The organism is Paractinoplanes lichenicola, from assembly GCF_016785085.1.
In the GTDB taxonomy this organism is placed as follows: domain Bacteria; phylum Actinomycetota; class Actinomycetes; order Mycobacteriales; family Micromonosporaceae; genus Actinoplanes; species Actinoplanes lichenicola.
The window spans coordinates 60,456-85,069 of sequence record NZ_JAENHO010000018.1; the positions used below are offsets into that span (position 1 = coordinate 60,456).

A 24,614-nucleotide genomic window follows, 5' to 3' on the forward strand; every position below is an offset into this window, starting at 1 on the left:
GCCGGATGAGCGCGCTGTCGCGGGGTAGGCGACTGGGCGTCGATGTCGGTAAGGTGCGCGTCGGGGTCGCGATCAGCGACCCTGACGGGATCCTGGCCACCCCCCTGGTCACGGTGCCCCGTGACATGGGTGCGGCAGATGATGCCGTGCCTAGCGACATAGCTGAGCTCGTCCGCCTCGTGGGGGAACACGAGGTGGTGCAGATCGTGGTGGGGCTCCCGGTTCGCCTGAACGGGGCCGAGGGACCTGCCGCCATCGACATTCGTGCGTACGCTGGGCGACTGGCGGCTTCGGCCGGTGAGGTTCCGGTTGCCTTTGCGGACGAGAGGATGTCGACGGTGGTCGCAACCCGTAGGCTTGCCGAGCGTGGCGTCCGAGGGAAGCGCCAGCGGGCGGTCGTCGACCAGGCGGCCGCGGTGGAGATCCTGCAGAGCTGGCTGGACGCGCAGCGGAGGCAGAGATGATCGACGAGCTGGATCTGGCGTTCGACGAGCACGCCGACAAGACGAAACCCCGGCACCGCCGGGGCCGGGGCGGCAAGAAGAGCTCCGGCAAGTCCGGCATCGCCTTCGTCATGGCTTTTGTCCTGCTGGCCGCCCTCGGCGGCGGCGTCTACTTCGGCTACAACAAGGTCAAGGACTTCTTCACGGCCGCCGACTACGACGGCGCGGGTGGCGACCCCATCCAGGTGACCATCGAGAAGAACGCGACCCTCACCGACATCGGCAACGCGCTGGTCGACGTCGACGTCGTCAAGAGCACCAAGGCCTTCGTGAACGCGGCGGATGCGAACCCCAAGGGCAAGAACATCCAGTCCGGCACCTACAACATGAAGAAGCAGATGTCGGCCGAGAGCGCCGTGACCCTGCTGCTCGACCCCAAGACACGGGTCACCAAGGGCCTCACCTTCCGCGAGGGCCTGACGATGATGCAGACGTTCGCTCTGCTCTCGAAGGCCACAAAGATCCCGGAAGACGACTTCGTGCAAGCGGCGAAGGACCCCATCGGCCTGGGCGTGCCCGAGTTCTGGTTCAACCGGCGGGACGGCAAGGCGGCCAAGAAGACGGTCGAGGGCTTCCTCTTCCCCGACACGTACGAGTTCGACCCCAAGATGGACGCCAAGGCGATCCTCGAGGTGATGATCGGGCGCTTCAACGACACGGTCACCGAGCTCGGCTTCGTCGACACCGTGCAGAAGAACCTGTCGGTCTCGCCGTTCGAGGCGCTGATCGTGGCGTCGCTGGCCGAGGCCGAGTCCGGCGTGGCCAAAGACCTGCCCAAGATCGCCCGGGTCGCCTACAACCGTACGTACAAGCAGCAACCGGCCATGCCGCTGCAGTTCGACGTCACCGCGAACTACTGGTTGCAGCTCAAGGGCAGCGCGGCCAAGCACTCCGGTCAGCTCTCGCCGCAGGAGCTCAACGACCCCAAGAACCCGTACAACTCGGTGAGCCAGGCCGGCCTCACGCCGGGCCCGATCGACAACCCGGGCCGGGCGGCACTCGAGGGCGCGATGAAGCCCGCGGCCGGCCCGTGGCTGTTCTTCGTGGCCGTCGACAAGGCGGGCAACTCGGCCTTCGCCGTCACCGACGCCGAGCACGAGAAGAACATCGACAAGGCGTGCGCGAACGGCATCAACCTGAACTGTGCGAACCGTTAGTAGCCTGTCGGCGTGACCGCGACCCCGTCCCACCGCGCCGCCGTGTGCGGCCGGCCGATCGCCCACTCGTTGTCGCCGGTGATCCACAATGCCGGCTTCGCGGCGGCGGGCCTCTCCGGCTGGGCCTATTCGTCCTTCGAGTGCGCCGAGGCCGACCTGGCCGCCCTGGTCGGCGGGCTCGGCCCCGAGTGGGCCGGGCTGTCGCTGACCATGCCGCTCAAGGAGGAGGGCCTGCGCCTGGCCGCGGTGGCGACCCCGGTCGCGGTGGCGATCGGCGCCGCCAACACCCTCGTACGGCGGGACGACGGCAGCTGGCACGCCGACAACACGGACGTGGCGGGCATGGTGCGCGTGCTGCGCGACGCCGGCCTCAAGCCCGCGCCGACGGTCACCGTGCTCGGCGGCGGTGGCACGGCGCGCGCCGCCCTGGCCGCCGCCACCCAGCTCGGCGCCTCGGCGGTGACGGTCGTGACCCGCCGGCCGGACGCGCTGACCGAGCTGGCCCCGGCCGCGGCGGCGCTCGGCATCACGATGCTGGGCGGATCGTGGGAGGCCGGGCTCGAGATGATGCAGGCCGACGCCGTGATCTCCACGGTGCCCAAGGGCGCGGCCGACCACCTGGCCGGCCGGGTGGCATGGCGAGACGGGACGGTGCTCTTCGACGCGATCTACGACCCGTGGCCGACACCCCTCGCCGCCGACGCGCTGGCCCATGGCGTACGGGTGCTGTCGGGTCTTGACCTTTTGCTGGCGCAGGCGCTGAGCCAGTTCGAGCAGTTCACCGGGGTCACTCCGGCCCCGGAAGAGGCGATGCGGTCGGCCCTGCTCGCCGCTGCGGCGGCCCGTTAGCGCCGCTCAAGCGGACCATGCCAGACTGTGTCCCGTGTTGCGCTGGCTAACCGCAGGTGAATCGCATGGTCCGGCACTCGTCGCGCTCCTCGAGGGGGTCCCCTCCGGGATCGAGGTGACGAGCACCGAGATCGGGCGCGATCTCGCGCGCCGACGGCTCGGTTACGGCCGCGGCGCCCGCATGAAGTTCGAGCAGGACGTCGTCGAGATCATCGGAGGCATCCGGCACGGGCTCACGCTGGGCAGCCCGGTCGCCATCCGGGTGGCGAACTCCGAGTGGCCCAAGTGGGAGACGGTGATGGCGGCCGACCCGGTCGCCCCCGAGGAGCTCGCCGCGCAGGCCCGCAACGCGCCGCTGACCCGCCCCCGGCCCGGCCACGCCGACCTGGCCGGCATGCAGAAATACGCGCACACCGACGCCCGCCCGATCCTCGAACGGGCCAGCGCCCGCGAGACGGCCGCCCGCGTCGCCGTCGGCGTGGTGGCCAAGGCCCTGATCAAGCAGGCGCTCGGCATCGAGATCGTCTCGCACGTGATCGAGCTCGGCTCGGTCGCGGCCAAGACCGGCCTCATCCCCACGCCGTCCGATTTCGACCGCATCGACGCCGACCCGCTGCGCTGCCTCGACCCCGAGGCCAGCGCGCGCATGGTGGCCGAGGTCGACGCGGCCAAGAGCGACGCCGACACCCTGGGCGGCATCGTTGAGGTGCTGGCCTACGGCGTACCGCCGGGTCTGGGCTCGCATGTGCAGTGGGACCGCAAGCTCGACTCGCGCCTGGCCGCCGCCCTCATGTCGATCCAATCGGTCAAGGGCGTCGAGATCGGCGACGGCTTCACCCAGGCCCGCTCGCGCGGCTCGGTGGCCCACGACGAGATCGTCCCCACCGACGACGGCGTCAAGCGGGTCACCGACCGGGCCGGCGGCCTCGAGGGTGGCATCACCAACGGCGAGCCGCTGCGGGTGCGGGCCGCGCTCAAGCCGATCTCGTCGCTCAACCGCGCGCTGCAGACGATCGACGTCACCACCGGCGAGCCCGCCACGGCGATCAACCAGCGCTCCGACGTGGTAGCCGTGCCGGCCGGCGCGATCGTGGCCGAGGCGATGGTCGCGCTGGTGCTGGCCGAGGCCGCGGTCGAGAAGTTCGGCGGCGACTCGGTCGGCGAGATCCGCCGCAACCTGCAGGGCTACCTCGACAACCTGGTCATCCGCTGATGGCGCCGCGGGCCGTATTCGTGGGCGCCCCCGGCGCCGGCAAGTCGACCATCGGCGCCGCGGTCGCCCGGCTGCTGGGGGTCCCGTTCGCCGACGCCGACGCGATCATCGAAGTGGAGGCGGGCAAGCCGATCCCCGAGATCTTCATCGACGACGGGGAAGAGGCGTTCCGTGCGCTCGAACGCTCGGTCATAGCCACGGCGCTCGAGTCGTACGACGGCGTGCTGGCCCTGGGCGGCGGCGCGATCCTCGACGCGGGCACCCGCGAGCTGCTGCGCAAGCAGACGGTGGTCTATCTGTCGGTCGAGCTGAGCGACGCGGTCAAGCGGGTGGGCCTCGGCGCGGGCCGGCCCCTGCTGGCCATCAACCCCCGCGCCACCCTGAAATACCTGCTCGACCAGCGCCGCCCGCTCTACGCCGAGGTGGCCACGCACACGATCAAGACGGACGGGCGCGAGCCCGACGATATCGCGACCGAGGCCGCCGCGCTGTTGCAGCGCTAGCTCGCGTTGGCCTCCAGCCGCTCGATGCGGGCGATCAGCGGGGCGATCTCGGCGCGGACCGCGGTCAGGAGGGCAGCCGGGCCGGGCGCGCCGGGTTGGCTGATGTTGGCCCGCAGGTGGGCATAGCCGGCCAGGGCCACCCCGACCGCGCGGCGGGTCGCCTTGGCGTCGGCGCCGCGCTCGCGCAGCAGCTTGCCCGCGGCGCCGTCGGGCTCGGCGGCCAGGGCGACCAGCAGGTGCTCGCAGCCCACGTAGTTGTGTCCGAAACCGATCGCCTCGGCCACCGCCTGCTCCAGCGCGATCGCCGCGGGCCGGCTGAACCGCAACCCCTCGCTCGCGCCCCCCGGTTCGGGGCCGGCGGGTGCGGTGAGGGAGGCCGGCGCGACGTCGATCGCGGTCAGGATCTGCAGCGCCAGATTGTTGCCCTCGGCCAGCACGCCGTGCAGCAGGTCGCCCGTCGACACCGAAGGGGCGCCGGCCTCGCGCGCTCGTTCGGCCGCCAGCGTCAGCACGGTGACCATGCGGGCCGTGAAGGACTGCAGGCGCTGGCTCAGATCGTCGGCCGACAGATCGTCGAGGATGGCCGCGCGAATCGTGGTCACCCGCTGCACCGCCTGCTCCAGGGCCCGCTGGCAGATGGCCGAGACCGGGATGCCGCTCTCACGGACGGACTCGGCCAGATCGTCGGGAAGGTACACGTTGATTTTCGGCATGAGGTCTTTGTAACCCCTGTGGGGGTAGAAAGATATAACCCCATTTCCGCGCCGATAGGGTGACCGCCGTGGTGACACGGATTCAGGTGAGTGGTGACCGTCCGTACGACGTGCTTGTCGGCCGGGCGCTCGAGGATGAGCTGCCGGCGCTGATCGAAGGCGCGGCCCAGGCGGCGGTGCTGTTCTCGGCGCCCCTGCGCGCACGGGCCGAGCAGATCGCCGAGGCGGCCGGGGTGCCGGCCCTGCTGATCGAGGTGCCCGACGCCGAGCGCGGCAAGACCGTCGAGGTCGCCGCCATGTGCTGGGACAAACTGGGCGACAACAACTTCACCCGTACGGATGTGGTGGTCGGGGTCGGCGGCGGCGCCGTGACCGACCTGGCCGGCTTCGTGGCCGCGGGCTGGCTGCGCGGCGTGCGCTGGGTGCCCTGCTCGACGTCGCTGCTCGGCATGGTCGACGCGGCGGTCGGCGGCAAGACCGGGGTCAACATCGCCGCCGGCAAAAATCTGGTCGGCGCCTTCCACCCGCCGGCCGGCGTGCTCTGCGACCTCGACGCGCTGGGCACCCTGCCCGCCGACGACCTGCTGGCCGGCCTGGCCGAGGTGATCAAGTGCGGGTTCATCGCCGACCCGGCGATCCTCGACCTGATCGAGGGTGACCCGGCCGCCGTCGTCGACCCCGAGTCGCCGGTGCTGCGCGAGCTGGTCGAGCGGGCGATCCGGGTCAAGGCCGAGGTGGTCGGCGTCGACCTCAAGGAGTCGGGGCTGCGCGAGATCCTCAACTACGGGCACACGCTGGGCCACGCGATCGAGAAGCGCGAGAAATACACCTGGAAGCACGGCCATGCCGTCTCCGTCGGGCTGATCTTCGCGTCGGCTTTGTCGCATCTGTCCGGGCGGCTGCCGGTCGACGTCTTCGAGAGGCACCGCGCGATCCTGTCGCTGGTCGGCCTGCCCACGTCGTACGCGCCCGAAGCGTGGCCCGAGCTGCTGAGCGCGATGCGCGTCGACAAGAAGGCCCGGGCGGCCACGTTGCGCTTCGTCGTGCTCGACGAGCTGGCCAAGCCCGGCATCCTGGCCGGACCGGACGAGGCGCTGCTGGAGCGGGCGTACGCGGAGGTGGCCCGATGATCTACGTGCTGAACGGGCCGAACCTGGGCCGGCTGGGCACCCGCGAGCCCGAGATCTACGGCTCCACGACGTTCGCCGACCTCGAGCGGCTCTGCCTCGGGACGGGCGCCGAGCTCGGCGTCGAGGTCGAGGTGCGCCAGACCGACGCCGAGCACGAAATGATCAAGTGGCTGCACGATGCCGCCGACGAGGGCGCCGACGTGGTGCTCAATCCGGCCGCCTGGAGCCACTACAACATCGCGATCCGGGACGCCGCGTCCATGCTGCGCGGACGGCTCGTCGAGGTGCACATCTCCAACATCCACACGCGCGAGGAGTTCCGGCATCATTCGGTCATCTCGGCCGTCGCCACCGGTGTCATCGCGGGGCTCGGAATCGATGGGTACCGCCTGGCGTTGACGCACCTGGCCCGATTCGCCGGGAACGCATAAGCGCCGGTAAACTCGGTCGGTCACCGATGGTTCTTTCATAACTCAGAGGGTTTGCAGACAACATGGCTTCCACGAACGACCTCAAGAACGGCCTGGTGCTCAACCTCGACGGCGACCTCTGGTCGGTCGTCGAGTTCCAGCACGTGAAGCCGGGTAAGGGCGGGGCGTTCGTGCGCACCACGCTCAAGAACGTGCTCTCCGGCAAGGTCGTCGACAAGACGTTCAACGCCGGCACCAAGGTCGAGACCGCCACGGTCGACAAGCGCACGATGCAATACCTGTACCAGGACGGCGAGGACTTCGTCTTCATGGACCTGGACACGTACGACCAGATCACCGTCCAGGGCGGCACGGTCGGCGAGAACGCCAACTACCTGCTCCCCGAGGCCGAGGCCACGGTCGCGCTGCACGAGGGCGTCCCGCTCTACATCGAGCTTCCGACCAGCGTCTTCCTCGAGGTCACCTACACCGAGCCCGGCCTGCAGGGCGACCGCTCCACCGGCGGCACCAAGCCGGCCACGGTCGAGACCGGCGCCACGGTCAACGTGCCGCTGTTCATCACCACCGGTGAGAAGATCAAGGTCGACACCCGCGACGGCCGTTACCTCGGTCGTTCCTGAGATGTCGGAAGGTCCCAAGACGCAGATGCCCGCGCGTCGCAAGGCGCGCAAGCGGGCCCTCGACGTGCTCTACGAGGCCGACCTGCGCGACCTGCCGCCCCGGCAGGTGCTGGCGACCTACCTCGAGCGGATCGCCAAGCCGCATCCCGACCACCTGGAGTATGCGGTCGGCCTGGTCGAGGGCGTGGCCGAGCATCTCGACCGCATCGACGAGCTGATCGCCAGCTACGCGGAGGGCTGGACGATCGACCGCATGCCAGTGGTCGACCGCAACCTGGCCCGGATCGCGGTCTACGAGCTGCTCTACGTCCCCGAGATCGACGACCCGGTCGCGATCACCGAGGCGGTCGAGCTGGCCAAGACGATGTCGACCGACGACAGCCCGCGCTTCCTCAACGGCATCCTGGGTCGAATCGCCGAGTTCGCCACGCGATAGTTCGGTTTGAGGCTCCGACCGTTGCTTACGGTCGGAGCCTCTTGCGCTTCTAAGATCAACCTCATCCCGTACGAGTCGTCGGCTCCGGCAACCGCAGGTGGGGCGGCTCTGGGCGTGCCGGCGACCTGGGTGCAACACCGGGCCGTAGCGCCCGCACGTGATGTTGCCGATGGTGTTCCTTACAACACTTGGTAGTAGCGGACCAGCGGGAGTGCGGTGAAGCCGGCCTGTTCGTAGGCCGCCCGAGCGGGAGCGTGACCGGGGTCTCCGCCGGTGGCGACGATGGCCAGTTCGAAGCCCTCCTGACGCATGTGTTCCAGGGCGAACTCGGTCAGTGCGCGGGCGATGCCGCGGCGCTGGGCGGCCGGGTCGACGGCGATCATCTCGATCTCGGCGCTGTTCGGCTCGCTCGGTTGTTCGCGGTGATGCACCACGGCGACGAAACCCAGCGGCTGACCGTTCTCGACAGCGACCCATGTGGTTTCGGTCAGCTCGCGGCACGTCTGCTCGACCGCCTCGGCCTGGATCCGGCGCCAGTCGGGATAGATCCGCTCGAAGATCCGCCGGCCCAGCACCTGCTCGAACGACGCGAACACCGGGGCCCAGGCGCGTAGGGAGAACTCGACTACAGCGGGTAGGTCGCTCTCGGTCAGCGGGCGGATCTCGATCGACATGCCGACAGCCTGCCAGCCCTGTCCACCTGTTTTTCGTGCCCGCCGGCCCGGGAACGGTCACGTTCCGGTCATCGATGGGCGTCGTAGGGTGTGGTCATGCCTCGCTATGCCCGTCGCTCGGCCCGCGTCCTGCTGATCGATGCCGAGGATCGGGTGTTGCTGCTGCGGTCGGCGTTGCTGTCCGAGCCCGGGTTCGCGTGGTTCACCCCGGGCGGCGGCGTGAAGTGGTGGGAACGACTCAGGCCGGCCGCGGCCCGCGAGCTGCGCGAGGAGGTCGGGCTCACGGTCCGGCCGCGCGAGCTGCGGGCGGTCGCGTTCACCACCGGGTATGCCGATCTCACGTTCGCGAAGGGCCTGTTCCGGGACGACTTCTTCGTGCACCGCGTCGACCGGCACGAGGTGGACACCAGCGGGCACACGGAGCTGGAACGAAAGCACTATGCGGGATTCCGGTGGTGGTCGGCCGCGGACCTGATGATCACGGACGAGACCGTCTACCCGTTCCGGCTGGGTGAATTGCTCACCGAACTCGTGGCCGGGCGGCCGTCGGCACGGCTCGTCGAACTGCCTTGGCACCACGCCGGCTGATCGGGCTCGCCGGCGGCCCGGCTGGGCGCGGGCCTGCCACATGTGCGGCAGATGGACGCGGGCGGGCCGGGTGGGGTGTGTGCGGCGGGTGATCACTCAAGTGGCTGGTCAGGTAGCGCGAAAAAACTGACCGTGTGCGGCGCCGTCATCACTGATCGCGCAAATTCCGGCGGCAAAGTTGATCATCGTAAACGCGGCCGACACGATCAGTGATGTCGGCTGTGTTCGTTGCTGTACCACCGGGAACATCACGTGCGGGCCCTATGGCCCGGTGTCGCACCCAGGTCGCCGGCACGCCGGGGGCTACCGCGAATGCGTTTGTGGGAGCCACGACTCGTACGGGATGAAGTTGATCCTGGAAAGCGAAAAAGCCCGCTAATGAAACAGCGGGCTTTTCGGGCTCGGGACTCGCGCCGATGGTGGATTCGGCGTGGTCGAGGATGGGGGATGTGACCGGTTGGGGGCCGGTTGTGAAGCGGACTAGCTGGCGAAGAAGGCCCGGGGGTCGGCCACGAGAACGCCCTGCTCGGTCAGGCGCTCGATCAGGCCCGACGGCGAGATGTCGTACACGATGGCCAGCGCCCGCAGGTCGTCGGCGCGGATGGAGAGGACGCGGCCGTTGTAGTCGCCACGCTGCTGCTGGATGGCGCGGGCGTAACGGGCGACGTAGGCGAGGTCCTCGCCGGTGGTGTCGTAGAGCTTCTCGAGGTCGAGCACGATCTTGTTGGTGGCCTCGAGCCGGACACCGCTGCCGTCGGGCAGCAGCTCCGAGACGGGCACCCGGTAGAAGTCGGCCAGCTCGGCGAGGCGCGAGACGGTGACGGCACGGTCGCCGCGCTCGTACGAGCCCACCACGACGGCCTTCCACCGGCCGTTCGACTTCTCTTCCACACCCTGCAGGGACAGGCCCTGCTGCTGCCGGATGGAGCGCAGGCGCGCACCCAGCGACTTGGCATACTCAGACGGCATTGAAGAACACTCCCACTGTGCTGGCCCCGAGGGTTCCCCTCGGCGATCGCTACGCAGCGTGACGGTACGGAGTTTGCGACCCCTGGTCAAGTGTCGGTTACCTATGAGTCGCACCTACGCGGGGCGAAGTGTCTGATTCGCCCGGCGTGTTCTTAGGTCGGCCACGTCACCATGGTCATCGCCGCGCCCACTGGTAACGTAGCGTCAGCCATAGGGGCCGACCCCTGAAAGGGTCGCTCCGACGACATCCTTTAACGACCCGTCCCGTGAGGCGGGGAAGGAGGTCCGCCGTGGCATCGCCACGCGCCGACGCGCCCAGCAAGATCATTTTGAGTGCGTCCGACCTGCAGCGGGTCGTCGATCGCATCGCTCATCAGATTCTCGAGAAGACCTCCGGCGCGACCGGCACGGTGCTTCTCGGCATCCCCACTCGTGGCGCGCCGCTGGCCCAGCGACTGGCCGCCCGCATCCACGCCTTCGAGGGCATCGACGTCCCGGTCGGCTCGCTCGACATCACGCTCTACCGCGACGACCTGCGGTTGCAGGCCACCCGCGCGCTCGGCAAGACCGAGCTGCCCGGCGGGGGGATCGACGGGCGGCGGGTCGTCCTCGTCGACGACGTGCTCTTCTCCGGCCGTACGGTCCGGGCCGCGCTCGACGCTCTGAAGGACGAGGGCCGGCCCAGCTCGGTGCAGCTCGCGGTGCTGGTCGACCGGGGCCACCGGGAGCTGCCGATCCGCGCCGACTACGTGGGCAAGAACATTCCGACCTCGCTGTCCGAGAGCGTCCGGGTCTCGCTGACCGAGATCGACGGCCTCGACGAGGTCAAGCTGACCGGGGGTGACCTGTGATCAAGCATCTGCGCTCGGCCGCCGACCTGGACGCGGCCACCGCCACCCTGATCCTGGACACCGCGGGCGAGATGGCGGCGCTGGCCGGCCGCGAGGTCAAGAAACTGCCGACGCTGCGCGGCCGGACGGTGGTCAACCTCTTCTACGAGGACTCGACCCGTACGCGAATCTCGTTCGAGGCGGCGGCCAAGCGGCTCTCGGCCGACGTCATCAACTTCTCGGCCAAGGGCTCCAGCGTGTCGAAGGGTGAGAGCCTCAAGGACACCGCGCTGACCCTGCAGGCCATGGGGGCCGACGCGGTCGTGATCCGGCACCCCGCCTCGGGCGCGCCGCACCGGCTGGCCGCGTGGGTCGACGGGTCGGTGGTCAACGCCGGCGACGGCACCCACGAGCACCCGACGCAGGCGCTGCTCGACGCGTACACGATGCGCTCGCGGCTGGGCCGCCTCGACGGTCTGCGGGTTGCGATCGTGGGTGATGTGCTTCACAGCCGAGTCGCCCGCTCCAACGTTCTGCTGCTCACGACGCTGGGCGCTCAGGTCACCCTGGTGGGACCGCCGACGCTCATTCCGGTGGACATCGCCGCCGCGCTGTCGCCGCAGACCAAAGTGTCGTACGACCTGGATAGCGTCCTGCCCGACATGGACGTTGTGATGATGCTGCGAGTGCAGACCGAGCGCATGCAGGATTCGTACTTCCCCTCGTCCCGGGAGTACAGCCGCCGCTACGGTCTCGACCTCGCGCGCATGCGCAAGCTGCCGGAGCACGCGATCGTGATGCACCCCGGCCCGATGAACCGCGGCATGGAGATCACGCCCGAGGTGGCGGACTCGTCGCGTTCCACGATCGTCGAACAGGTCGCCAATGGGGTCAGTGCCCGGATGGCTGTTCTTTATCTGCTGCTGGGAGGCAAGGCGTGACCTCATATCTGCTGCGCGGTGTTTCGGTGCTGGGCGCCGCATCGCAGGACTTGGCCCTGGTTGATGGTCGCATTTCGGACAAATTGCCCGCGGATGCCGAGATCATCGATGCCGCGGGCCTGGTTGCGCTCCCGGGCCTGGTCGACCTGCACACCCACCTGCGCGAACCCGGCCGGGAGGACGCAGAGACGGTCGAGACCGGCTCCCGCTCGGCCGCGCTCGGTGGTTACACGGCGGTCTTCGCGATGGCCAACACCTCCCCGGTGGCCGACACGGCCGGCGTGGTCGAGCAGGTCTGGCGGCTCGGGCGTGAGGCCGGCCTGGTCGACGTGCAGCCGATCGGCGCGGTCACGGTCGGGCTGGCCGGCAAGCAGCTGGCCGAGCTGGGCGCGATGGCCAGCTCCGCGGCCAACGTGCGGATCTTCTCGGACGACGGGCACTGCGTCGCCGACCCGCGCCTGATGCGCCGCGCGCTCGAATACGTGAAGGCGTTCGACGGCATCATCGCCCAGCACGCCGAGGAGCCGCGGCTCACCGAGGGCGCGCAGATGCACGAGGGCGAGGTCAGCACCCGGCTCGGGCTCACCGGCTGGCCGGCCGTCGCGGAGGAGGCGATCATCGCGCGCGACGTGCTGCTGGCCGAGCACGTGGGCAGCCGCCTGCACGTCTGCCACGTCTCGACGGCGGGCTCGGTCGAGGTGCTGCGCCAGGCCAAGGCGCGCGGGGTGCGGGTGACGGCCGAGGTCACGCCGCACCACCTGCTGCTGACCGACGAGCTCGCCGCCTCCTACGACCCGGTCTACAAGGTCAACCCCCCGCTCCGTACGGCCTCCGACGTCGAGGCCCTGCGCGCCGCGCTGGTCGAGGGCGTGATCGACATCGTCGCCACGGATCACGCGCCGCACGCGACAGAGGACAAGGAATGCGAATGGGCGTACGCCCGGCCGGGCATGGTGGGTCTCGAGACCGCCCTGCCGGTGGTGCTCTCCGTGCTGGGTGACCGCTGGGATCTGATCGCCGAGCGCATGTCCCGGACGCCCGCGCGGATCGCGGGCCTGACCGGCCACGGCACCGACCTCAACGTCGGCGACCCGGCCAACCTCACGCTGGTGGACCCGTCCGCCCGGCGGGTCGTCGACCCGTCCGAGCTGGCGAGCCGCAGCCGCAACACACCGTACGCGGGCACCACCCTGCCGGGTCGCATCGTCGCGACCTTCCTCCGGGGAGAGCCGACGGTCCTGGACGGGAAGGCAGTGAAATGAGCAAAGCGATCCTCGTGCTCGAGGACGGACGGACGTTCACCGGTCTCGCTTACGGCGCGCTGGGCGAGACGTTCGGCGAGGCCGTCTTCACCACGGGCATGACCGGTTATCAGGAGACGCTGACCGACCCGTCGTATCACCGGCAGGTGGTCGTGCAGACGGCTCCGCAGATCGGCAACACCGGGGTCAACGACGAGGACGACGAGTCCTCGAAGATCTGGGTCGCGGGCTACGTCGTACGGGATCCGGCTCGCCGGCCGTCGAACTGGCGCGCGACCGGCGACCTGGGGGAGCGGCTGGCGGCCGAGGGCGTGGTCGGCATCAGCGGGATCGACACCCGGGCGCTGACGCGGCATCTTCGGTCGCGGGGCGCGATGCGCGTGGGCATCTCCTCGGTCGATCTCGATCCGCAGTCGCTGCTGGCCCGGGTGCAGGCCGCGCCGCAGATGATCGGCGCCGACCTGTCGGCCGAGGTCACCACCTCGTCCCGCTACACCGTCGACGCCGTCGGCGAACACCGGTACACGGTGGCCGCGCTCGACCTCGGGATCAAGCGGAACGTCTCGCAGCGGCTCGCCGCGCGCGGGGTGACCACGCACGTCTTCCCGGCCACCTCGTCGATCGAGGACCTGCTCGCGGTGTCGCCCGACGCGGTGTTCTTCTCGCCCGGCCCCGGCGACCCGGCCACCGCCGACGGCCCGGTCGCGCTGGCGAGAGAGGTCATGCGCCGCCAGAAGCCGCTGTTCGGCATCTGCTTCGGCAGCCAGATCCTGGGCCGCGCGCTCGGCTTCGGCACCTACAAGCTGGGCTACGGCCACCGCGGCATCAACCAGCCGGTGCTCGACAAGACCACCGGCAAGGTCGAGGTGACCAGCCACAACCACGGCTTCGCGGTCGACGCGCCGCTCAACACCGTGATCGACACCGAGTTCGGCGGCGTCGAGGTCTCGCACGTCTGCCTCAACGACAACGTGGTCGAGGGCCTGCGCGGCATCGAGGTGCCCGCGTTCACGGTCCAGTATCACCCCGAGGCCGCGGCGGGCCCGCACGACGCCGACTACCTCTTCGACAGGTTCGTCGAGCTCGTGGAACGGAAGGCCTGATCATGCCGAAGCGTGAAGATCTCAAGCACGTCATGGTGATCGGCTCGGGCCCGATCGTCATCGGCCAGGCCTGCGAGTTCGACTACTCGGGCACCCAGGCGTGCCGGGTGCTGCGGGCCGAGGGCATCCGCGTCTCGCTGGTCAACTCCAACCCGGCCACGATCATGACCGACCCCGAGTTCGCCGACGCCACGTACGTCGAGCCGATCACCCCGGAGTTCGTCGAGCTGGTCATCGCCAAGGAGCGCCCCGACGCGATCCTGCCGACGCTGGGCGGCCAGACCGCGCTCAACACCGCCATCGCGCTGCACGAGAGCGGCGTGCTCGAGAAGTACGGCGTCGAGCTGATCGGCGCGGACGTCGAGGCGATCCGCCGCGGCGAGGACCGCCAGCTGTTCAAGGAGATCGTGGCCAAGGCCGGCGGCGAGACCCCGCGCTCGCGCGTCTGCCACTCGATGGACGAGGTCAAGGCCACGGTGGCCGACCTCGGCCTGCCGGTGGTCATCCGGCCCTCGTTCACCATGGGCGGCCTCGGCTCGGGCATGGCCCACACCGACGAGGACCTCGAGCGCATCGCGGGCGCCGGCCTGGCCGCCTCCCCGGTGCACGAGGTGCTCATCGAGGAGAGCGTGCTCGGCTGGAAGGAGTACGAGCTCGAGCTGATGCGCGACAAGCACGACAACGTCGTGGTCGTCTGCTCGATCGAGAACGTCGACCCGATGGGCGTGCACACCGGCGACTCGGTGACCGTGGCCCCGGCCATGACCCTGACCGACCGCGAATACCAGAACCTGCGCGACCTCGGCATCGCCGTGCTGCGCGAGGTCGGCGTGGACACCGGCGGCTGCAACATCCAGTTCGCGATCAACCCGGACAACGGCCGCCTGGTCGTCATCGAGATGAACCCGCGCGTCTCGCGGTCGTCGGCGCTGGCCTCCAAGGCGACCGGCTTCCCGATCGCCAAGATCGCGGCCAAGCTGGCCATCGGGTACACGCTCGACGAGATCCCCAACGACATCACGCTCAAGACGCCGGCCGCGTTCGAGCCCGCGCTCGACTACGTGGTCGTGAAGATCCCGCGGTTCGCGTTCGAGAAGTTCCCGGGGGCCGACCCCGAGCTGACCACGACCATGAAGTCGGTCGGCGAGGCGATGTCCATCGGGCGCAACTTCGCCGAGGCCCTCAACAAGGCGATGCGGTCGCTCGAGACCTCGGCCGCGGGCTTCTGGACCGCAGTCGACAAGTCGGACTCGGTCGAGGATGCTCTCGCCGCCTTGCGGGTGCCGCACGACGGCCGCCTCTACACGGTCGAGCGGGCGCTGCGGCTGGGCGCGACGGTCGAGCAGGTGCACGAGGCCAGCGGGCGGATCGACCCCTGGTTCCTCGACGAGATCAAGGCGCTGGTCGACCTCCGTACGGAGATCATCGACGCCCCCGTGCTCGACGCGGAGCTGCTGCGCCGGGCCAAGCGCTCGGGCGTCTCCGACAAGCAGCTCGCGGCCCTGCGCCCCGAGTTCGCGGGCGAGGACGGCGTGCGCACCCTGCGGCACCGGCTGGGTATCCGCCCGGTCTACAAGACCGTCGACACCTGCGCGGCCGAGTTCGAGGCCGACACGCCGTATCACTACTCGACGTACGACGAGGAGACCGAGGTCGCGCCGTCGGCCCGGCCCAAGGTGCTCATTCTCGGCTCGGGTCCGAACCGCATCGGCCAGGGCATCGAGTTCGACTACTCCTGCGTGCACGCGGTCATGGCCCTTCGCTCCGCGCCCTTGACTTCCGGCGAAGCCGGTCTAGCTGGCCCAGGCTTCGAGACCGTCATGGTCAACTGCAACCCCGAGACCGTGTCGACCGACTACGACACCGCCGACCGGCTCTACTTCGAGCCGCTCACGTTCGAGGACGTCTTCGAGGTGTTCCACTCCGAGGACTCCAGCGGCAAGGCGGCCGGCGGCCCCGGCGTGGTCGGCGTGATCGTGCAGCTCGGCGGGCAGACCCCGCTCGGCCTGGCCAACCGGCTCAAGGCCGCGGGCGTCCCGATCGTCGGCACCACGCCCGAGTCGATCGACCTGGCCGAGGACCGTGGCCTGTTCGGCGCCGTGCTGGCCAAGGCCGGCCTGCGCTCGCCCGACCACGGCACCGCGACCAGCTTCGACGAGGCCAAGACGATCGCCGACACGATCGGCTACCCGGTGCTGGTGCGCCCGTCGTACGTGCTGGGCGGCCGCGGCATGGAGATCGTCTACGACGAGCCGACGCTGCAGGGGTACATCGAGCGGGCCACCGAGATCTCGCCGAACCACCCCGTGCTGGTCGACCGGTTCCTCGACGACGCGGTCGAGATCGACGTGGACGCGCTCTGCGACGAGACCGGCGAGGTCTATCTGGGCGGCGTGATGGAGCACATCGAGGAGGCCGGCATCCACTCCGGCGACTCGTCGTGCTCGCTGCCGCCGATCACCCTGGCCGGCTCGCACCTGGCCGAGGTGCGCCGCTACACCGAGGCGATCGCCCGCGGGGTCGGGGTGCGCGGCCTGCTCAACGTGCAGTACGCCCTCAAGGACGACACGCTCTACGTACTCGAGGCCAACCCCCGAGCCTCGCGTACGGTCCCGTTCGTCTCCAAGGCGACCGCGGTGCCGCTGGCCAAGGCGGCCGCCCGGATCATGCTGGGCGCCACCATCGCCGAGCTGCGGGCCGAGGGCCTGCTGCTGCCCGAGGGCGACGGCGGCACGGTGCCCGAGGGCGCGCCGATCGCGATCAAGGAGGCGGTGCTGCCGTTCAAGCGGTTCCGCACCCCGGCCGGCCAGGGCGTGGACAGCCTGCTCGGCCCCGAGATGAAGTCGACCGGCGAGGTGATGGGCATCGACGCCGGCTTCGGGCAGGCGTTCGCCAAGTCGCAGGCCGCGGCGTACGGGTCGCTTCCGACCGCCGGCAAGATCTTCGTCTCGGTGGCCAACCGCGACAAGCGGGCCATGGTCTTCCCGATCAAGCGGCTGGCCGACCTCGGCTTCACAATCGTCACCACGGCCGGCACCGGCGAGGTGCTCCGGCGCTACGGCGTGGTCTGCGAGGTCGTCCCCAAGCATTACGAGAGCCCCGGCAAGAACGCGGTCGAGCTCATCCTGGCCGGCGAGATCGCGATGATCATCAACACGCCGTCGGGCGCCCACGCCCGCAACGACGGGTACGAGATCCGCAGCGCGGCGGTCACCGCGGACATTCCGAGCATCACCACGGTGCCGGGCGCGGCGGCCGCGGTGATGGGCATCGAGGCGCTGATGCGCGGCGACATGTCCGTGCGGCCGCTGCAGGAGCTGCACGCCGTCCTGCGGGGCACGAAGTGACCTTGTTCGAGTCCGCCGTCCGCCCGGTCCTGTTCCGGGTGGGCGGCGGCGACGCCGAGCGGGCGCACGAGTTCACGCTCAAGCGCCTGGCCGCGCTGCCGGCTCCGGTTCGCGCCGCCCTCAAAGCGCGCTACGCCACGGCCAAGCCGGTCGAGGTGTTCGGCGTGCGCTTCCCCAACCCGGTCGGGCTGGCCGCGGGCATGGACAAGAACGGCGTCGCGCTGCCGGCCTGGCCCGCCCTCGGGTTCGGCTTCGTCGAGGTCGGCACGGTCACCGCGCACGCGCAGCCGGGCAACGACAAGCCGCGCCTGTTCCGCCTGCGGGACAGCGAGGCGATCATCAACCGGATGGGCTTCAACAACGCCGGGGCGGCCGCCCTGGCCGAGCGGCTGCAGCGACTGGGCCCGCTGCGTTCGTCCAAGCTGGGAGTGCCGCTCGGCGTCTCGCTCGGCAAATCCAAGGTCACCCCGCTGGGTGAGGCGGTCGAGGATTACCTCACGTCGTATCGGCTGCTGCACCCGTACGCGGACTACATCGCGGTCAACGTCTCGTCGCCCAACACCCCCGGGCTGCGGACGCTGCAGGACAAGGACGCGATCGCGGACCTGCTCGGCGCGCTGCGCGGCGAGACCCCCGTACTGGTGAAGATCGCCCCCGACCTCACCGAGCCGGCCATCGCCGAGCTGCTCGAGGTGTGTCTCAGCCACGGCGCGGCCGGGGTGATCGCGACCAACACGACCCTCGCGCGGGAGGGGCTCGCCCCCGCCGACCAGCCCCGTGCGGTCGAGGCGGGCGGGCTCTCCGGGGCGCCGCTGACCGAGAAGGCCCGCAAGGTCGTCCACTTCGTCCACACCGAGACCGCCGGGCGGCTGCCGATCATCGGGGTCGGCGGGGTGATGTGCGCCGACGACGCCGCGCGGCTGTTCGACGCGGGCGCCGCCCTGGTCCAGCTCTACAGCGGGTTCATCTATCGCGGGCCGGCGCTGGTGCGGGCGGCGGCGCGCTCGATATGACCGACCTGCTCGCCCTCGACCGGGCGCACGTCTGGCACCCGTACGGGCCGATGCCCGGACGCAGCGAGCCCTACCTGGTCGAGAGCGCGCAAGGCGTACGGCTCCGGCTCGCCGACGGCCGGGAGGTGGTCGACGGGATGTCGTCGTGGTGGGCGGCCATCCACGGCTATCGGCACCCGGTGCTCGACGCGGCGCTGGTCGAGCAGTCGCAGCGGATGAGCCACGTGATGTTCGGCGGGCTCACCCACGAACCCGCGATCCGGCTCGCCACCACGCTGGTCGACCTCGCGCCGGACGGCCTCGAGCACGTCTTCCTGTGCGACTCGGGCTCGGTCGGGGTCGAGGTGGCGATCAAGATGGCGCTGCAGGCCCAGCTCGCCCTCGGGCGGCCGGGCCGGCGCAAGCTCGCCACGTGGCGCGGCGGCTATCACGGCGACACGTTCCACCCGATGAGCGTGTGCGACCCGGTCGGCGGCATGCACTCGCTGTGGACCGGGGTGCTGCCGGCCCAGATCTTCGCTCCGCCCCCGCCTGTCTCCTTCGATCAGGCGTACGCCGACCAGCTCGCCGACCTTGTCGCCCGGCACGCGGACGAGATCGCGGCGGTGATCGTCGAGCCGGTCGTGCAGGGCGCCGGGGGCATGCGGTTCCACGATCCGGCGTATTTGCGTGTCCTGCGCGACGTGACGGCCGCGCACGGCATCTTCCTGATCTTCGATGAGATCGCGACGGGCTTCGGGCGTACGGGGTCGTTCTTCGCGGCCGACCTCGCCGGGGTGACACCCGACATCATGTGCGTCGGGAAGGCCCTGACGGGTGGCTACCTGACGATGGCCGCGACGTTGTGCACTCCCGAGGTGGCCGCGGCGATCTCGGCGGGGGAGGGCGGCGGGCTCGCCCACGGGCCCACCTTCATGGGCAACCCGCTGGCCTGCGCGGTGGCCAACGCGTCGCTGGGCCTCCTGCGATCCGGTGACTGGGCCTCCCGCGTACGGGTGATCGAAAGCGGTCTCCGTACGGGCCTGGAGCCGCTGCGGGACGCGCGCGGGGTGGCCGACGTGCGGGTGCTCGGCGCGATCGGGGTCGTCCAGCTGGACCGTCCCGTCGACATGGCGGCGGCGACCGCGGCGGCCGTCGAGGCGGGCGTGTGGCTGCGCCCGTTCCGCGACCTGATCTACACGATGCCGCCGTTCGTGACGGCCCCCGAGGACGTCGACCTGATCGTCTCGGGGATCGCCGCGGCGGTGGCGGCAACCTGACTGACCACTTGACCACCCACTTTTGAGGAGTCCCTGTGCAGACCTTCGGCAAGCGCCTCGCGGAGGCCACCGAGAAGAGGGGCCGGCTCTGTGTCGGCATCGATCCGCACGCCGCCCTGCTGACCAGGTGGGGCCTCTCGGACGACATCGCCGGCCTGGAACGCTTCGCCCGTACGGTGGTCGAAGCCCTGGCCGATCGGGTGGCCGTGCTCAAGCCGCAGTCGGCGTTTTTCGAGAGATTTGGGTCACGTGGCATCGGAATTCTTGAGTCAACTATCCGACAGTCCCGCGAGGCCGGTGCGCTGGTTCTTCTCGACGTGAAGCGCGGCGACATCGGCTCGACGATGGCCGCGTACGCCGGCGCGTACCTCGATCCTGCAAGTTCGCTGTGTGCTGACGCGATTACTGTGAGTCCCTACCTCGGAGTGGGCTCGTTGCAGCCGGCATTCGACGTCGCGGCGGCCAACGGCGGCGGCGTGTTTGTCCTGGCCCTGACGTCCAATCCGGAGGGACCGTCCGTCCAGCATGCTGTCGCATCGGACAAAAGGACCGTGGGGCAGACCGTGATCGACGAGATTTCCCAGCTCAACGCCGGTGCGGAGCCGCTCGGAAGCCTCGGGCTCGTAATCGGAGCGACGATCGGCGATACCGGCCACGATCTGTCCCGAGTGAACGGTCCGCTGCTCGCTCCGGGGCTCGGCGCGCAGGGCGCCACCCCCTCCGACCTGCGGTCCGTCTTCGGCGAAAGCCTGCGCAACGTGCTGCCGTCGTACTCACGGGAAGTCCTCGCGGCGGGACCCGGCGTGGTCGAGTTGCGGGCCGCCGCCGAGCGTGCCGCGGCCGACTGTGAGACCGCTCTCGGGTGAAACGCGCCTGCTTATCAGGGCGTGGGAGAGCCGGGTCAGGGGTACCCCCACGTTGCCGAAAGCGCCGTTGACCGCTAGTTTTCCCGGCGCCGGGAACCACATGCCCCTTTGGTTCCCTGGCACACCACGTTTCACAGAAGCGCCGGTATTCGACTACGGCGCGATAGGGACCTGAGGAGAACTGGTGCCGCTCCCGTCACTGAGCCCCGAGCAGCGCGCTGCCGCGCTGGAGAAGGCCGCGGAAGTTCGCAAGGCTCGGGCTGAGCTGAAGGAACAGCTCAAGTCCGGCAAGACCACCCTCGCCGCTGTGCTTGACCGCGCGGAGGAGGACGAGGTCGTTGGCAAGCTGAAGGTCTCGGCCGTGCTTCAGGCGCTGCCGGGCATCGGCAAGATCCGCGCGACCCAGATCATGGAGAAGCTCAAGATCGCTGACAGCCGCCGGCTGCGCGGTCTCGGCGACCAGCAGCGCAAGGCCCTCCTGGGGGAGTTCGCTGCGAACTGACTCATGGGCTCGTGTTGAATGAGCCTGTGAGCATGGATGACGACGCGCGCCCGGCAGCCCGCCTCACCGTCCTGTCCGGCCCCTCCGGGGTCGGCAAGGACAGCGTGATCGAGTTGATCCGGGCGCGCTCGCCTTGGATCAAGCTGTCCGTCTCGGTGACGACGCGGAAGATGCGCGACTACGAGACCGACGGCGAGCACTACCACTTCGTGAACCGGCAGGAGTTCCAGCGGCTGATCGACGGCGGTCAGCTGCTCGAATGGGCCGAGTTCGCCGGCAACCTCTACGGCACGCCACGGGCGCAGGTCGAGGGGTGGATCTCGCAGGGCCGGCCGGTCCTGCTCAAGATCGACCTCCAGGGCGCCCGGCAGGTACGGGCCACGATGCCCGACGCCCAGCTGGTCTTCCTGGCCCCGCCCAGCGTCGAGGAGCTCAAGCGCCGGCTGATCGGCCGGGGCACCGACGACGAGGAGACCATCCGCCGCCGGCTGGCCCACGCGGACGAGGAACTGGCGGCCGAGAAGGAGTTCGACCGTACGGTCGTGAACGACTTCGTCGAGCGCGCGGCCGATGAGCTGGTAGGATTGCTCGGTTCGTCATTTCTGACGCCAGCGCAAGCCCCAGAGCATTAAGGACTTTGAAACTGTGGGAACCATCGCGAACCCCGAAGGCATCACCAACCCGCCGATCGACGAGCTGCTCGACAAGACCTCGTCGAAGTACTCGCTGGTGATCTTCGCGGCTAAGCGCGCCCGCCAGGTCAACGCCTACTACAGCCAGCTCGGCGAGGGCCTCCTCGAATACGTGGGCCCGCTGGTCGAGACCACGCCGCAGGAGAAGCCGCTCTCGATCGCCATGCGTGAGATCAACGCCGGCCTCCTGACCGCCGAGGCGACCGACAACCCGTGACCCGGGCTGCCTGACCGGCGCCGCGCCCCCAGCCGGGGCGGCGCCGTCACCCATCGATCCCGCGTTCCCGATCCTCGGGCGCGGGATCTTTGCTTTTGAGCGTTTCTCCATCGGTTCGCAGCCGATCCTCCGGTGCTGCGCGCGACCATCCTGTGGACGCCGGGTCGTGGTTGTCCACAGGCCGCCGGGTCCGGTCCCTGCGCGACGCCGTGGCGGGCTAGCGTTGGCTCCGACGGCGCTCGAAGGGGGTCCTGCGGTGACTGAAGTGGTGCTCGGGGTGGGCGGTGGCATCGCCGCCTACAAGGCCTGTGAACTGCTTCGGCTGTTTACCGAGTCGGGTGACCGGGTGCGGGTCGTGCCGACCTCCGCCGCGCTCAACTTCGTCGGGGCGCCCACGTGGGCCGCGCTGTCCGGGCAGCCGGTGGCGACCGAGGTGTGGGACGACACGCACGAGGTGCCGCACGTGCGGATCGGGCGGGCGGCCGAGCTGGTCGTCGTCGCCCCGGCGACCGCCGATCTGCTGGCCAAGGCCGCCCACGGCATCGCCGACGACCTGCTGACCAACACGCTGCTCACGGCGACCTGCCCGATCGTGTACGCGCCGGCCATGCACACGGAGATGTGGGAGAACCCGGCCACCCAGGCCAACGTCGCCACCCTGCGGGCCCGCGGCGCGGTGGTGATCGAGCCGGCGGTGGGCCGGCTGACCGGCAAGGACACCGGCAAGGGGCGGTTGCCCGACCCCTCGGAGATCTGGGAACTGGCACGACGCGTACGGAAACGCGGTCTTGATCTTGATCTGGCCGGGCGGCACGTGGTGGTGACGGCGGGCGGCACGCGTGAGCCGCTCGACCCGGTGCGTTTCCTCGGCAACCGGTCGTCCGGCAAGCAGGGGTACGCGCTGGCCAAGGCGGCCGCGGCGCGGGGGGCGCGGACGACGCTGATCGCGGCCAACGTGACGCTGCCCGACCCCGCGGGGGTGGACATCGTGCGCGTCGGGACGACCGAGGAGCTGCGGGTGGCGGTCGTGAAGGCCGCGGCCGACGCCGATGTGGTGGTGATGTCGGCCGCACCGGCGGACTTCCGCCCGGCCACCTTCGCCGCCGAAAAGATCAAGAAGACCGACGACGGAATTCCGGCGCCGATCGCACTGGTGACCAACCCGGACATCGCCGCCGAACTGGGCGCGAGCAAACGACCCGGGCAAATCCTGGTGGCGTTCGCGGCCGAGACACACGACGCGATCGAACACGCGCGGGCCAAGTTGATCAAGAAACGCGCCGACCTGATCGTCGTTAACGAAGTCGGAGTGGACCGCGTCTTCGGCGCCGACCACAATGAGGTCACGTTGCTGGGGGCCGACGGAAGCGCGGCCAGCCATGCCGAACTCCCGAAAGACGACGTGGCCGATATGATTTATGACCATGTCGTGACGCTCCTGGAACGCCAGGTGGCAGACGATGGGACGGCGTAGCACCCGGACGCCCCCGGTCCGGCGCGGTGGCTACACTTCCGCGTTACGTTGTATTCGACAAATCTGAGGAGCACCGTGGCACGCCGCCTGTTCACCTCCGAGTCGGTCACGGAAGGCCACCCGGACAAGATCGCTGACCAGATCAGCGACGGCATTCTCGACGCCCTGCTGGCGCAGGACCCCCGCAGCCGGGTCGCGGTGGAAACCTTGATCACGACCGGCCAGGTGCATGTGGCGGGCGAGGTCACCACCCAGGCCTACGCCGACATCCCGAGCATCGTGCGCGACACGATCCTGAAGATCGGATACGACTCGTCGAAGAAGGGCTTCGACGGCGCGTCCTGCGGCGTCAGCGTGTCGATCGGCTCGCAGTCGCCCGACATCGCCCAGGGTGTCGACAGCGCGCTCGAGCTGCGCGAGGGTGACAGCGAGCACGTGCTCGACGCCCAGGGCGCCGGCGACCAGGGCATGATGTTCGGCTTCGCCTGCTCGGAGACCCCCGAGCTGATGCCGCTGCCGATCGCCCTCGCGCACCGCCTGGCCCGCCGGCTCTCGGCCGCCCGCAAGGACGGCACGATTCCCTACCTGCGGCCCGACGGCAAGACCCAGGTCACGATCGAGTACGACGGCCTCAAGCCGGTCCGCCTCGACACGGTGGTCGTCTCGTCGCAGCACGCGGCCGACATCTCGCTCGAGTCGCTGCTCACGCCCGACATCCGCGAGCACGTGATCGCGCCCGAGCTGGAGGGCCTGGGGCTCGACACCGAGGGCTACCGCCTGCTGGTCAACCCGACCGGCCGCTTCGAGATCGGCGGCCCGATGGGCGACGCCGGCCTCACCGGCCGCAAGATCATCGTCGACACGTACGGGGGCTACGCCCGGCACGGTGGCGGCGCGTTCTCCGGCAAGGACCCGTCCAAGGTGGACCGCTCGGCGGCGTACGCGATGCGCTGGGTGGCCAAGAACGTCGTGGCGGCCGGCTTGGCCGAGCGCTGCGAGACCCAGGTGGCCTACGCGATCGGCAAGGCCCACCCGGTGTCGCTGTTCGTCGAGACGTTCGGCACCGAGAACGTGCCGGTCGACCGGATCGAGAAGGCCATCAACGCCGTCTTCGACCTGCGCCCGGCCGCCATCATCCGCGACCTCGACCTGATGCGCCCGATCTATCAGCAGACGGCCGCCTACGGCCACTTCGGCCGCGAGATCCCCGAGCTCCTCTGGGAAAACACGGACCGCGCTCAGGACCTGAAGAACGCCGCCGCCTGATCACAAGCTCCACCGGCGCCCCCGCGGAATTCGCGGGGGCGCCGTTCTTTCTCCTC

General features: G+C 69.9%; 26 protein-coding genes. 23 read left to right on the forward strand and 3 right to left on the reverse strand.

What is annotated here, in order from left to right:
• The first annotated feature begins 5 nt into the window (after positions 1-5).
• The 5 genes from ruvX to JKJ07_RS43945 are packed head-to-tail and all read left to right on the forward strand — an operon-like array spanning position 6 to position 4,225.
• Positions 6-464 (forward strand): Holliday junction resolvase RuvX, encoded by a 459-nt coding sequence (gene ruvX, locus JKJ07_RS43925; RefSeq protein WP_202997983.1) that lies wholly within the window; start codon positions 6-8, stop codon positions 462-464.
• The gene (gene mltG, locus JKJ07_RS43930; protein ID WP_202997984.1) at positions 461-1,660 is read left to right on the forward strand and encodes an endolytic transglycosylase MltG; all 1,200 of its coding nucleotides are present in this window, start codon (positions 461-463) and stop codon (positions 1,658-1,660) included. Before ruvX ends, mltG begins: the two co-directional genes overlap by 4 nt.
• 12 nt (positions 1,661-1,672) lie before the next feature.
• Positions 1,673-2,509 (forward strand): shikimate dehydrogenase, encoded by an 837-nt coding sequence (locus JKJ07_RS43935; RefSeq protein ID WP_307834752.1) that lies wholly within the window; start codon positions 1,673-1,675, stop codon positions 2,507-2,509.
• Between the two features lie 34 nt (positions 2,510-2,543).
• Entirely contained in the window at positions 2,544-3,722 is a 1,179-nt protein-coding gene (aroC, locus tag JKJ07_RS43940; RefSeq protein WP_202997985.1) for a chorismate synthase, read from the forward strand.
• Positions 3,722-4,225 (forward strand): shikimate kinase, encoded by a 504-nt coding sequence (locus JKJ07_RS43945; RefSeq protein WP_202997986.1) that lies wholly within the window; start codon positions 3,722-3,724, stop codon positions 4,223-4,225. The genes aroC and JKJ07_RS43945 overlap by 1 nt, the downstream gene beginning before the upstream one ends.
• Here JKJ07_RS43945 and JKJ07_RS43950 read toward each other — a convergent pair.
• Complete coding sequence (locus JKJ07_RS43950; protein ID WP_202997987.1) at positions 4,222-4,938, reverse strand: Clp protease N-terminal domain-containing protein; 717 nt, start codon at positions 4,936-4,938, stop codon at positions 4,222-4,224. The genes JKJ07_RS43945 and JKJ07_RS43950 overlap by 4 nt on opposite strands.
• A gap of 68 nt (positions 4,939-5,006) precedes the next feature.
• Between JKJ07_RS43950 and aroB the strand changes: the two genes are divergently transcribed.
• The 4 genes from aroB to nusB all read left to right on the forward strand — a co-directional run bounded on the left by aroB (position 5,007) and on the right by nusB (position 7,555).
• Positions 5,007-6,068 carry a 3-dehydroquinate synthase gene (gene aroB, locus JKJ07_RS43955; RefSeq protein ID WP_438871499.1) on the forward strand — a complete coding sequence of 354 codons (1,062 nt, stop codon included), beginning with the start codon at positions 5,007-5,009 and terminating at the stop codon, positions 6,066-6,068.
• Positions 6,065-6,499, forward strand: coding sequence for a type II 3-dehydroquinate dehydratase (gene aroQ / locus JKJ07_RS43960; protein WP_202997989.1), 435 nt, complete (start codon positions 6,065-6,067; stop codon positions 6,497-6,499). The genes aroB and aroQ overlap by 4 nt, the downstream gene beginning before the upstream one ends.
• Positions 6,500-6,561: 62 nt before the next feature.
• On the forward strand, positions 6,562-7,119 hold the full coding sequence (gene efp / locus JKJ07_RS43965; RefSeq protein ID WP_184956334.1) for an elongation factor P: 558 nt from the start codon (positions 6,562-6,564) through the stop codon (positions 7,117-7,119).
• 25 nt (positions 7,120-7,144) lie between these two features.
• Complete coding sequence (nusB, locus tag JKJ07_RS43970; RefSeq protein WP_202997990.1) at positions 7,145-7,555, forward strand: transcription antitermination factor NusB; 411 nt, start codon at positions 7,145-7,147, stop codon at positions 7,553-7,555.
• 179 nt (positions 7,556-7,734) lie between these two features.
• Here nusB and JKJ07_RS43975 read toward each other — a convergent pair whose 3' ends face one another.
• Positions 7,735-8,229: a GNAT family N-acetyltransferase gene (locus JKJ07_RS43975; RefSeq protein ID WP_202997991.1), complete on the reverse strand. Its 495-nt coding sequence runs from the start codon at positions 8,227-8,229 to the stop codon at positions 7,735-7,737.
• Between the two features lie 96 nt (positions 8,230-8,325).
• Here JKJ07_RS43975 and JKJ07_RS43980 point away from each other — a divergent pair, with 96 nt between their 5' ends.
• Positions 8,326-8,817 (forward strand): NUDIX hydrolase, encoded by a 492-nt coding sequence (locus JKJ07_RS43980; RefSeq protein WP_202997992.1) that lies wholly within the window; start codon positions 8,326-8,328, stop codon positions 8,815-8,817.
• Positions 8,818-9,297: 480 nt separating this feature from the next.
• Here the strand turns inward: JKJ07_RS43980 and bldD are convergent, their stop codons facing one another.
• Positions 9,298-9,786 (reverse strand): transcriptional regulator BldD, encoded by a 489-nt coding sequence (gene bldD, locus JKJ07_RS43985; protein ID WP_020517563.1) that lies wholly within the window; start codon positions 9,784-9,786, stop codon positions 9,298-9,300.
• A 290-nt stretch (positions 9,787-10,076) separates the two neighbouring features.
• Between bldD and pyrR the strand changes: the two genes are divergently transcribed.
• From pyrR to metK, 13 genes are all read left to right on the forward strand, one after another.
• Complete coding sequence (gene pyrR / locus JKJ07_RS43990) at positions 10,077-10,637, forward strand: bifunctional pyr operon transcriptional regulator/uracil phosphoribosyltransferase PyrR (protein ID WP_202997993.1); 561 nt, start codon at positions 10,077-10,079, stop codon at positions 10,635-10,637.
• A complete protein-coding gene (locus JKJ07_RS43995) occupies positions 10,634-11,557 on the forward strand; it encodes an aspartate carbamoyltransferase catalytic subunit (protein ID WP_202997994.1) in 924 nt (307 codons plus the stop codon). The genes pyrR and JKJ07_RS43995 overlap by 4 nt, the downstream gene beginning before the upstream one ends.
• Positions 11,558-11,613: 56 nt before the next feature.
• A complete protein-coding gene (locus tag JKJ07_RS44000) occupies positions 11,614-12,819 on the forward strand; it encodes a dihydroorotase (protein ID WP_438871501.1) in 1,206 nt (401 codons plus the stop codon).
• Complete coding sequence (gene carA, locus JKJ07_RS44005; protein ID WP_202997996.1) at positions 12,816-13,922, forward strand: glutamine-hydrolyzing carbamoyl-phosphate synthase small subunit; 1,107 nt, start codon at positions 12,816-12,818, stop codon at positions 13,920-13,922. The genes JKJ07_RS44000 and carA overlap by 4 nt, the downstream gene beginning before the upstream one ends.
• Before the next feature lie 2 nt (positions 13,923-13,924).
• A complete protein-coding gene (carB, locus tag JKJ07_RS44010) occupies positions 13,925-17,269 on the forward strand; it encodes a carbamoyl-phosphate synthase large subunit (RefSeq protein ID WP_202997997.1) in 3,345 nt (1,114 codons plus the stop codon).
• The gene (locus JKJ07_RS44015; RefSeq protein WP_202997998.1) at positions 17,266-18,282 is read left to right on the forward strand and encodes a quinone-dependent dihydroorotate dehydrogenase; all 1,017 of its coding nucleotides are present in this window, start codon (positions 17,266-17,268) and stop codon (positions 18,280-18,282) included. The genes carB and JKJ07_RS44015 overlap by 4 nt, the downstream gene beginning before the upstream one ends.
• Positions 18,279-19,541: an adenosylmethionine--8-amino-7-oxononanoate transaminase gene (locus JKJ07_RS44020; RefSeq protein WP_202997999.1), complete on the forward strand. Its 1,263-nt coding sequence runs from the start codon at positions 18,279-18,281 to the stop codon at positions 19,539-19,541. Before JKJ07_RS44015 ends, JKJ07_RS44020 begins: the two co-directional genes overlap by 4 nt.
• A 35-nt stretch (positions 19,542-19,576) precedes the next feature.
• Positions 19,577-20,407 carry an orotidine-5'-phosphate decarboxylase gene (gene pyrF / locus JKJ07_RS44025; protein ID WP_202998000.1) on the forward strand — a complete coding sequence of 277 codons (831 nt, stop codon included), beginning with the start codon at positions 19,577-19,579 and terminating at the stop codon, positions 20,405-20,407.
• A gap of 184 nt (positions 20,408-20,591) precedes the next feature.
• Positions 20,592-20,909: an integration host factor, actinobacterial type gene (gene mihF, locus JKJ07_RS44030; protein ID WP_020517554.1), complete on the forward strand. Its 318-nt coding sequence runs from the start codon at positions 20,592-20,594 to the stop codon at positions 20,907-20,909.
• Between the two features lie 32 nt (positions 20,910-20,941).
• Complete coding sequence (gene gmk / locus JKJ07_RS44035; protein ID WP_202998001.1) at positions 20,942-21,541, forward strand: guanylate kinase; 600 nt, start codon at positions 20,942-20,944, stop codon at positions 21,539-21,541.
• 13 nt (positions 21,542-21,554) lie between these two features.
• Positions 21,555-21,818, forward strand: coding sequence for a DNA-directed RNA polymerase subunit omega (rpoZ, locus tag JKJ07_RS44040; protein ID WP_015623990.1), 264 nt, complete (start codon positions 21,555-21,557; stop codon positions 21,816-21,818).
• A gap of 256 nt (positions 21,819-22,074) precedes the next feature.
• The gene (gene coaBC / locus JKJ07_RS44045; protein WP_202998002.1) at positions 22,075-23,292 is read left to right on the forward strand and encodes a bifunctional phosphopantothenoylcysteine decarboxylase/phosphopantothenate--cysteine ligase CoaBC; all 1,218 of its coding nucleotides are present in this window, start codon (positions 22,075-22,077) and stop codon (positions 23,290-23,292) included.
• A 75-nt stretch (positions 23,293-23,367) separates the two neighbouring features.
• Complete coding sequence (gene metK, locus JKJ07_RS44050; protein ID WP_202998003.1) at positions 23,368-24,558, forward strand: methionine adenosyltransferase; 1,191 nt, start codon at positions 23,368-23,370, stop codon at positions 24,556-24,558.
• Positions 24,559-24,614: the final 56 nt, after the last annotated feature.